Source organism: Holdemanella biformis DSM 3989, assembly GCF_000156655.1.
GTDB lineage: Bacteria > Bacillota_I > Bacilli_A > Erysipelotrichales > Erysipelotrichaceae > Holdemanella > Holdemanella biformis.
In genome coordinates, this window is the sequence record NZ_DS996850.1 from 1 (window position 1) to 6,573 (window position 6,573).

Here is a 6,573-nt window from a genome sequence, read left to right on the forward strand (position 1 = left end):
CGAGTATTTCTTAATAGGCAACTTGACATACTCTTCCATGCTCCAGTATTCAACAATTGAATCTATTCTTTTATCCGATGGCCACATCGAACTTACAAAACGTAAATAATCCATTCCAGATAAATTTTTATCCAGCCATTCTTGAGACTCATAATAAAATACGTTCTTTCTTAATTCATCAACACTTTTCATATCAAATTTTATTTGACCTGAAGATTGATGTAACAGTTTTACCAATGTTCTAAAGAATGTTGTTTTACCTGATCCATTAATAGCTACAATTCCATATATTTTTCCATCATCAAATATATAATTTGCATCTTTTAAAATATTATGTCTTGTTTCAATGCTTACATTTCTTATTTCAATCATAGACTATCCTCATTTCTCAAACATTACACCAAATATTCAGAATATTTACTCTATTAAAATGTAATCCGTTGTTATTTCAACATAGATTTATATTATTCAATTAATCAATAGAGATTGTCGTTTTTAATCACTTTGAGAATCAGTTACACACTCATCCTTCTTTACAGATTCTTTTAAAATCAAATAAACTTGAGCTCTTGTTGCTTGTGGATAAGGTAGTACAAATATAATTCCAATTCTGCAACAAAGTGCACCCAGGCAATACCATCCAATAAAAGATAAGTCTAAAACGAAAAGATCTGCCTTTTGTCCTGTCATCATTTGTTTTGATACAGTATCTTTTAGAAACCAGGATTGGATGTAAATAAATCCATAAGACACTTCTATTCGCTCAATAATATTTGTTCTTGGAAATTATACCCGTTACAAATTATTCCGTTTATTTTAGTTACTCTCATTATTGTCTGTTGTCACAATCTCTTCCTGCCATTTTTTGTAGTTATAGAAAGCTTGGATAAACAAAATAATACTTAATATAACTGCTATTATACAAGTCCAACGAAGTGAATGAAATTCATAATAAAACCCAAACATGATAGCTATATCTATTGGAATTATCCATAATGTTCTAATAAACTTTCTTCTATAACTTAGTTTCCCGTACCACATCATTATCCCCTTATCAACTTTTTCACTCATTCCCCATTTTCTCAACACCAGTAAATGAACGAAATTAATCGTAAAAAGAGTAGCTATTACAAATACAAATCTCATTTTCATCCAGTCGTATACTCCCTAATCACTTTGAATATCCGCACACTCATCCTTCTTTACAGATTCTTTTAGAATCAAATAAACCTCTGTAAACGCAGCTACATCATATGGCTGCACAAACAATGCTCCAATTCCAAAGCAAAGAAAGCCTAGAAAATACCATCCTAGAAAAGATAAATCTAAGACAAACAGATCCATCTTTTGTCCAGTCGTCATTTGTTTGGACAAAGAGAATGCTTCTGAAGCAGAAAGACTTGGATTTTCTGCCAATAGATATGGAATCATAGAATATTCATAAGCTTTAATAATTCCAGGCACTATGAATAGGAATATCCATAGTAATATTTTTAAATTCATCAAAAACATGATTTTTACTACATTTAAATAGTTGCCTTTAAAACCACTAAAGATTTCACCAAGCTCAGGATTTACATCATGGTTCTTTATAAAATATCTACTTTTTCCAACTACAATGACATTACCAATAAAGATAGAAAATAATAATCCTACAATAGATCCCATTGATAAAAATGAAAGGATTGAAGAAAACATACTTGGCATTACAACATCAGGTACAAAATCTTGTACTGTTTGAATAACAGTCACATAATCACCACTCAATATTCCTGCAATCAACGCAACCACAAACATCTTCCAATAGTTGCGTTTCATGATTTGTTTAGCTTGTTCTTTAACTTGTTGCCTGTTCCACATATTTTTTCACCCAACTTTCTTTAGACATGCAATCTCTTTTCTAATTTCTTCAATATTGCATTGGCTTCTTTAACATCATTTAAATACTTATTACTATTAAATAACACTTTTTCCTTGGAAACATATATTGGTAATACACTATTATCTTTTAAAACAACTTTAATACCAACATACATCATTGGTTCTACTGCACCAGCCATAAATGTAGCTCCACCTAAAATTGTATGTGTAAATGGTTTCGTTTTACCTTTAAAATTAGCATCTTCATTTTGAATAGAACACTTTTGAATATCATTATATAAACAACTCGCTCCACCATTTACTTCTAATCTTTTTTCTTCATCATGAAATTTCACACACATTTTTAATCATCTCCTCTATCTTCTTTGCGATCTTACGATCTTGTATGTACTGATCTGTATTGACCATTGTTTTTTCTTTTGACACATAAATAGCTAATACAGTTTCGTCCTTTAAAACAATCTTCACTCCAACATACAAATATGGATTCTGAAATAAGCCAGATGGTAATGGTCCACCTGGAAGTACAGCTGTAAATGGAATTCCTTTTCCCTTATACTTTGCCTTTTCATTTAAAACAGATACTCTTATCACATCATCATAAGAGTATTTTCCTTGTGTTCCAGTAATAATCTCAAATTGTTTACGAGAATCATCAAATTTAACATAATTATTTAAATTCATAAGTTTGGCCTCCTTACCATTTTCAATTCTTCAAATACGCACTTATGCTTCTTCCATATATTTTGCCTTAAACGCAATACAACTTCTCTCTTTTCCAAACAATCCTTTGGATTCCACACGCCCAAGACCATATGCCCAGAACGTAACGGTTTGACCTTCTTTAAAATCAAATTCTTTATTGAAATCAAGCACACAAACATAAGACTTATCATCAAAAATACTGATCATGTATCCTCTAAAATCTTTATCATCCACTCGAGCAATGATTTTGCCCGTATATGTCAATTTCTTTCCATACCACTTAGAATGTGTAACCTCTAAATCCGATTGATCCGGTGATTGTGACTCCGCCTTAAAGGATGCTTCATCCACTTCACTGCATTCAACCATAATCGTACTTTCTAAGCCCTGATATTCAACAGTAACTTCTGAAGTCTTTCCTGCCTCCAATGTAACAGGTTCTTTGACTGTCCAGCCTTCCGTAATGAATTCTTTTGTACCATCCTCATAATAGGCCCATACACCAATCTTCGACTTATTATCAATTGTTTCATTCGCTTCTGCAAAACCCGTATATAAGGCTGTCATATTCTCTAGTTTTTCCTGACTAACCTCTACTTTTTCATTATTTGGTGTTATATTCGAACATCCACAAACCAAGAATACACTTAGCAATGCCGCTGCATACTTCTTCATAGGTCCACCTCCTTTTTTATATGAATATTTTTGTTATTCAACATTTTTAATTTGCTTGATTGTTTTAGCATCTATGCTATAAATTACATCTGCAAATTCTTTGTGTTCATTCGAATGACTGGTATATATTAAATAATGATTCTCTTTTTTGATAAAATCATTCAGGTAATTTTGCATGATTTGTTTAGCTTGTTTATCTAAAGCATCAAAAGGCTCATCTAATATTAGAATATTTGGACTTTCCATTATTGCTTGAATAATCCTAAGCTTTTGCTTCATACCTAAAGAATAATACTTATATTTTTTATTAATATCTTCCTCTAATCCGAATAATTTACAAAATTGATAGATTTCATTTTTTGTCACTATCTTTTTTATTTTAGCGATTTCCAATAAATTATCCATTCCAGATAAATTGTTAAAAAAATCTGGTGAATTTATACAGATTCCTGCATTTTGTATAAAGTCACAGTCTTGTCCGATAACATAATCATCTACCGTAACTATACCCGTATCTGGTTTACTAAATCCGCATATAAGCTTTAATAAAACGCTTTTTCCTGATCCGTTCACTCCTTCAATGAAGTTCCACTTATTGGGCATAAAAGTAATATTTACATCTTCAAAAATTGTTATGCCTTTATAAGATTTTGAAACACCTTTTAAACTAATCATAAATAATCCTCACTTTGATTTATGTAAAATTTTCTGATGAGACAATAGGATAAAACTGACATCACAATTATTATGCAAAAATATATTCCTTCAAAAACGCTATTTGAACTCATTGTCACTAAATTTGTTTTAGAATAGTTATCAAGAAATGTCATCAATATCAGAAAAAGAAATTGTAGATATACAAAAAACTCTTTCTTGTATAATATCTGAAAAATCGTTCGCAAAAAGATAATCTCAAACAACAGCGAAAAGAAACGAATAAGATACATATAAATCATAAATAAGTTTGAAACATCACAATGTTCAACGACACAAATGAAACCTATAAAAATACAAATCGAAAACCAAGTAAAGAAACATTTTTTACCCAAGTCAATTGTGATACTATTTAAAAATGAAACTTTTGACATTCGATATTGCCAAAAATTATATTCGCTATAGTGAAAATTTTTATTATCTTCTATAATCCATAGTATTACTATTACAAAAAGTATAAAACCAATCATAGAAATCATATTTGGATATATAAACCCATAATCAGAACTATAATTCTTGTCCATTAGTACAATTCGAATGGCACTAAATAAAGAATCAGTTTTCTTTATCGGTGCATACTCTATCATTACCATTTTAAGATTTCTTAAAAACACAGACACTGAAATAAGTGTTAACACAAAAATCAAAAGTAAATACCTACTTAATAGCTTACTAATTCTTTTTAGTTTATTTAGCATAACAATCACACTTCTTACTCTTTAATGTAACAACAATTATGCATATAACATAAATCACAATTGTAAATAACATTAGAAGCAAACTACTGTATCCACTAATTGCACCATTGACCATAATAGCTATAGGATCAACATAAATAAATGCCATATTCCAGGTAATCAAAAATTGAGCAACAAAACTAACACCGTAATAAAAAACTAAAGGCAATATAACAATATCAACCTTTCTCTTGAACGTATATGCAATCGTAGTCCCTAAAAACGCATATACATAAGGAACAAAGAAAAAACGAATTGTTCCTTCCATCAAGTAATACCACCTTTGATGATCTATATATAGATTCTTTCCAAAAACATCAGATAAAAAATATTTTGTTAATTCGCCTGAATCGGCTGGATTAATAACAATTCCAACAAATAACCATAAAATTAAATAGGATAAATAAATTGAAAGAGCACATCTTAAACATTCCTTATTCATTTCACTCAATGTAAAGCGAACATAATCTTTCTTTCTATATGCATTTAAAGAAAATATCGTATCTAAATATGTACGAAAGTTTAATCCCGAAAACAAACATAACAGTGGAACAAGATAGCCATACGCCATTGTTCCATGATCTATGAAATACGCAAAATTTCCTTTTACAGAATCAAAATAATGTATTGTTAATGACACTAATCCATTAACTTCTTCACAACTTCCACCATAAGCAACGCACGCTTCTCTATAAGCCTGCAAATATTGTTCTTTACCTGAAAAATATTTTGACAACACCATAAAATATGTAGTCCCTTGATAAATCAAGAAAAACAAAGAGATAATCACACAAACACCACATAAAATAAAATATCTTTTTTTCATGAAATATATCCATATTTACTTTTATAGCCGTAAACAATTATCCTTTCTTTTGAAACTAAAATTATTATTTATCATCTGCACCTATAATGTTGTGTATAATCATACAATTCTATTTTCATAGAACATTTAAACAACTTGAACTCATATTATCTTGTAGTCTTGGAAGCTTATTATCTATGATCTTACTTTGCATCTGGATATGTGTCTTCAAATTTATCAGCATATCGATTGTGCTTTTTATACTTGAAGAACATAACGACTAAGAAAACAACTGCTACTACACCTAATACGTAAACTAACCAATCTAATGTCATATTACTATGTCCTCCTTTTCTAATTTCATATTATCATAGTTGCAACCGTTTTCATACTACTTTTATTTCATTTTCAATCAAACGTATCCTTTGTTATTTTTCATGTGTAATATAACTTAGTTAGTAAATAATTCTATCTAATATACTAAGTTTGTATGTTTTAAACAATACTTTCTCAAGGTATAAATCAGTATCATATTCCCTGAAACAATCTATAATTTTAGAGTTTCAATTAAAGAATATGACAGGGAAAAGCAACTATATTGAAAGCACGAATCGAATATACATGGACCCAATAGTATTTCACCTAATCATGAGCATTGCATTCGCTAAAAAGTATGATATAATTTAGGCAGTACATAACGATGTTCAATAACTGAACATGAGAAAAGAGAGGACGGGAATCCTCTCTTTTTATTTTTTTATTGGTTATTGTATTAATTGCTTCTATGAATTTTATCATTTAACCTTTTTTCTTTATATCTAAAATTTTAAATATTACATATATGTAATATCCAATTATAAATAAATAAATTAATATGTATATAATGTTATTTGTTAATGTAAAAAGTTTCTGTCCATATCCTAATAAATATAAAAGAATATATATTGAAGAAATAAAAATTAAAACATTGGAGCTTTTTTTTACTCTAGATAATGTTGTCGATAACAGAATCACACAAATCCAAGAGTGTATAATAAAGTGTATGACAAAATGTTG

10 protein-coding genes are annotated in these 6,573 nt (G+C 29.3%); all 10 read right to left on the minus strand.

Features of this window, described 5'->3' with window-relative positions; translation table 11 throughout:
- The coding region (locus EUBIFOR_RS10580; protein WP_003866052.1) for an ATP-binding cassette domain-containing protein at positions 1-372 on the minus strand (372 nt) is incomplete at its 3' end.
- A gap of 123 nt (positions 373-495) precedes the next feature.
- Positions 496-753 carry a DUF975 family protein gene (locus EUBIFOR_RS10585; protein ID WP_003866053.1) on the minus strand — a complete coding sequence of 86 codons (258 nt, stop codon included), beginning with the start codon at positions 751-753 and terminating at the stop codon, positions 496-498.
- Between the two features lie 63 nt (positions 754-816).
- Positions 817-1,152, minus strand: a complete 336-nt coding sequence (locus EUBIFOR_RS10590; protein ID WP_003866054.1) for a hypothetical protein — start codon at positions 1,150-1,152, stop codon at positions 817-819.
- Positions 1,153-1,167: 15 nt separating this feature from the next.
- A complete protein-coding gene (locus EUBIFOR_RS10595; protein WP_003866055.1) occupies positions 1,168-1,860 on the minus strand; it encodes a DUF975 family protein in 693 nt (230 codons plus the stop codon).
- Positions 1,861-1,880: 20 nt separating this feature from the next.
- Entirely contained in the window at positions 1,881-2,222 is a 342-nt protein-coding gene (locus EUBIFOR_RS10600) for a hypothetical protein (protein ID WP_003866056.1), read from the minus strand.
- A complete protein-coding gene (locus EUBIFOR_RS10605; RefSeq protein WP_003866057.1) occupies positions 2,203-2,565 on the minus strand; it encodes a hypothetical protein in 363 nt (120 codons plus the stop codon). The genes EUBIFOR_RS10600 and EUBIFOR_RS10605 overlap by 20 nt, the downstream gene beginning before the upstream one ends.
- A 42-nt stretch (positions 2,566-2,607) precedes the next feature.
- Positions 2,608-3,261, minus strand: coding sequence for a hypothetical protein (locus EUBIFOR_RS10610; RefSeq protein ID WP_003866058.1), 654 nt, complete (start codon positions 3,259-3,261; stop codon positions 2,608-2,610).
- A gap of 33 nt (positions 3,262-3,294) precedes the next feature.
- Complete coding sequence (locus EUBIFOR_RS10615; protein WP_003866059.1) at positions 3,295-3,936, minus strand: ATP-binding cassette domain-containing protein; 642 nt, start codon at positions 3,934-3,936, stop codon at positions 3,295-3,297.
- Positions 3,937-4,662: 726 nt separating this feature from the next.
- The gene (locus tag EUBIFOR_RS10625; RefSeq protein ID WP_040466517.1) at positions 4,663-5,538 is read right to left on the minus strand and encodes a hypothetical protein; all 876 of its coding nucleotides are present in this window, start codon (positions 5,536-5,538) and stop codon (positions 4,663-4,665) included.
- A gap of 182 nt (positions 5,539-5,720) precedes the next feature.
- On the minus strand, positions 5,721-5,852 hold the full coding sequence (locus EUBIFOR_RS13475) for a hypothetical protein (protein ID WP_003866062.1): 132 nt from the start codon (positions 5,850-5,852) through the stop codon (positions 5,721-5,723).
- Positions 5,853-6,573 lie beyond the last annotated feature (721 nt).

What these genes read in the sequence shown, in the direction of transcription:
- EUBIFOR_RS10590 (WP_003866054.1), bottom strand. Translation starts at nt 1,152, where the DNA reads ATGAAAATGAGATTTGTATTTGTAATAGCTACTCTTTTTACGATTAAT.
- EUBIFOR_RS10595 (WP_003866055.1), bottom strand. Translation starts at nt 1,860, where the DNA reads ATGTGGAACAGGCAACAAGTTAAAGAACAAGCTAAACAAATCATGAAA.
- EUBIFOR_RS10600 (WP_003866056.1), bottom strand. Translation starts at nt 2,222, where the DNA reads ATGTGTGTGAAATTTCATGATGAAGAAAAAAGATTAGAAGTAAATGGT.
- EUBIFOR_RS10605 (WP_003866057.1), bottom strand. Translation starts at nt 2,565, where the DNA reads ATGAATTTAAATAATTATGTTAAATTTGATGATTCTCGTAAACAATTT.
- EUBIFOR_RS10610 (WP_003866058.1), bottom strand. Translation starts at nt 3,261, where the DNA reads ATGAAGAAGTATGCAGCGGCATTGCTAAGTGTATTCTTGGTTTGTGGA.
- EUBIFOR_RS10615 (WP_003866059.1), bottom strand. Translation starts at nt 3,936, where the DNA reads ATGATTAGTTTAAAAGGTGTTTCAAAATCTTATAAAGGCATAACAATT.
- EUBIFOR_RS10625 (WP_040466517.1), bottom strand. Translation starts at nt 5,538, where the DNA reads ATGAAAAAAAGATATTTTATTTTATGTGGTGTTTGTGTGATTATCTCT.
- EUBIFOR_RS13475 (WP_003866062.1), bottom strand. Translation starts at nt 5,852, where the DNA reads ATGACATTAGATTGGTTAGTTTACGTATTAGGTGTAGTAGCAGTTGTT.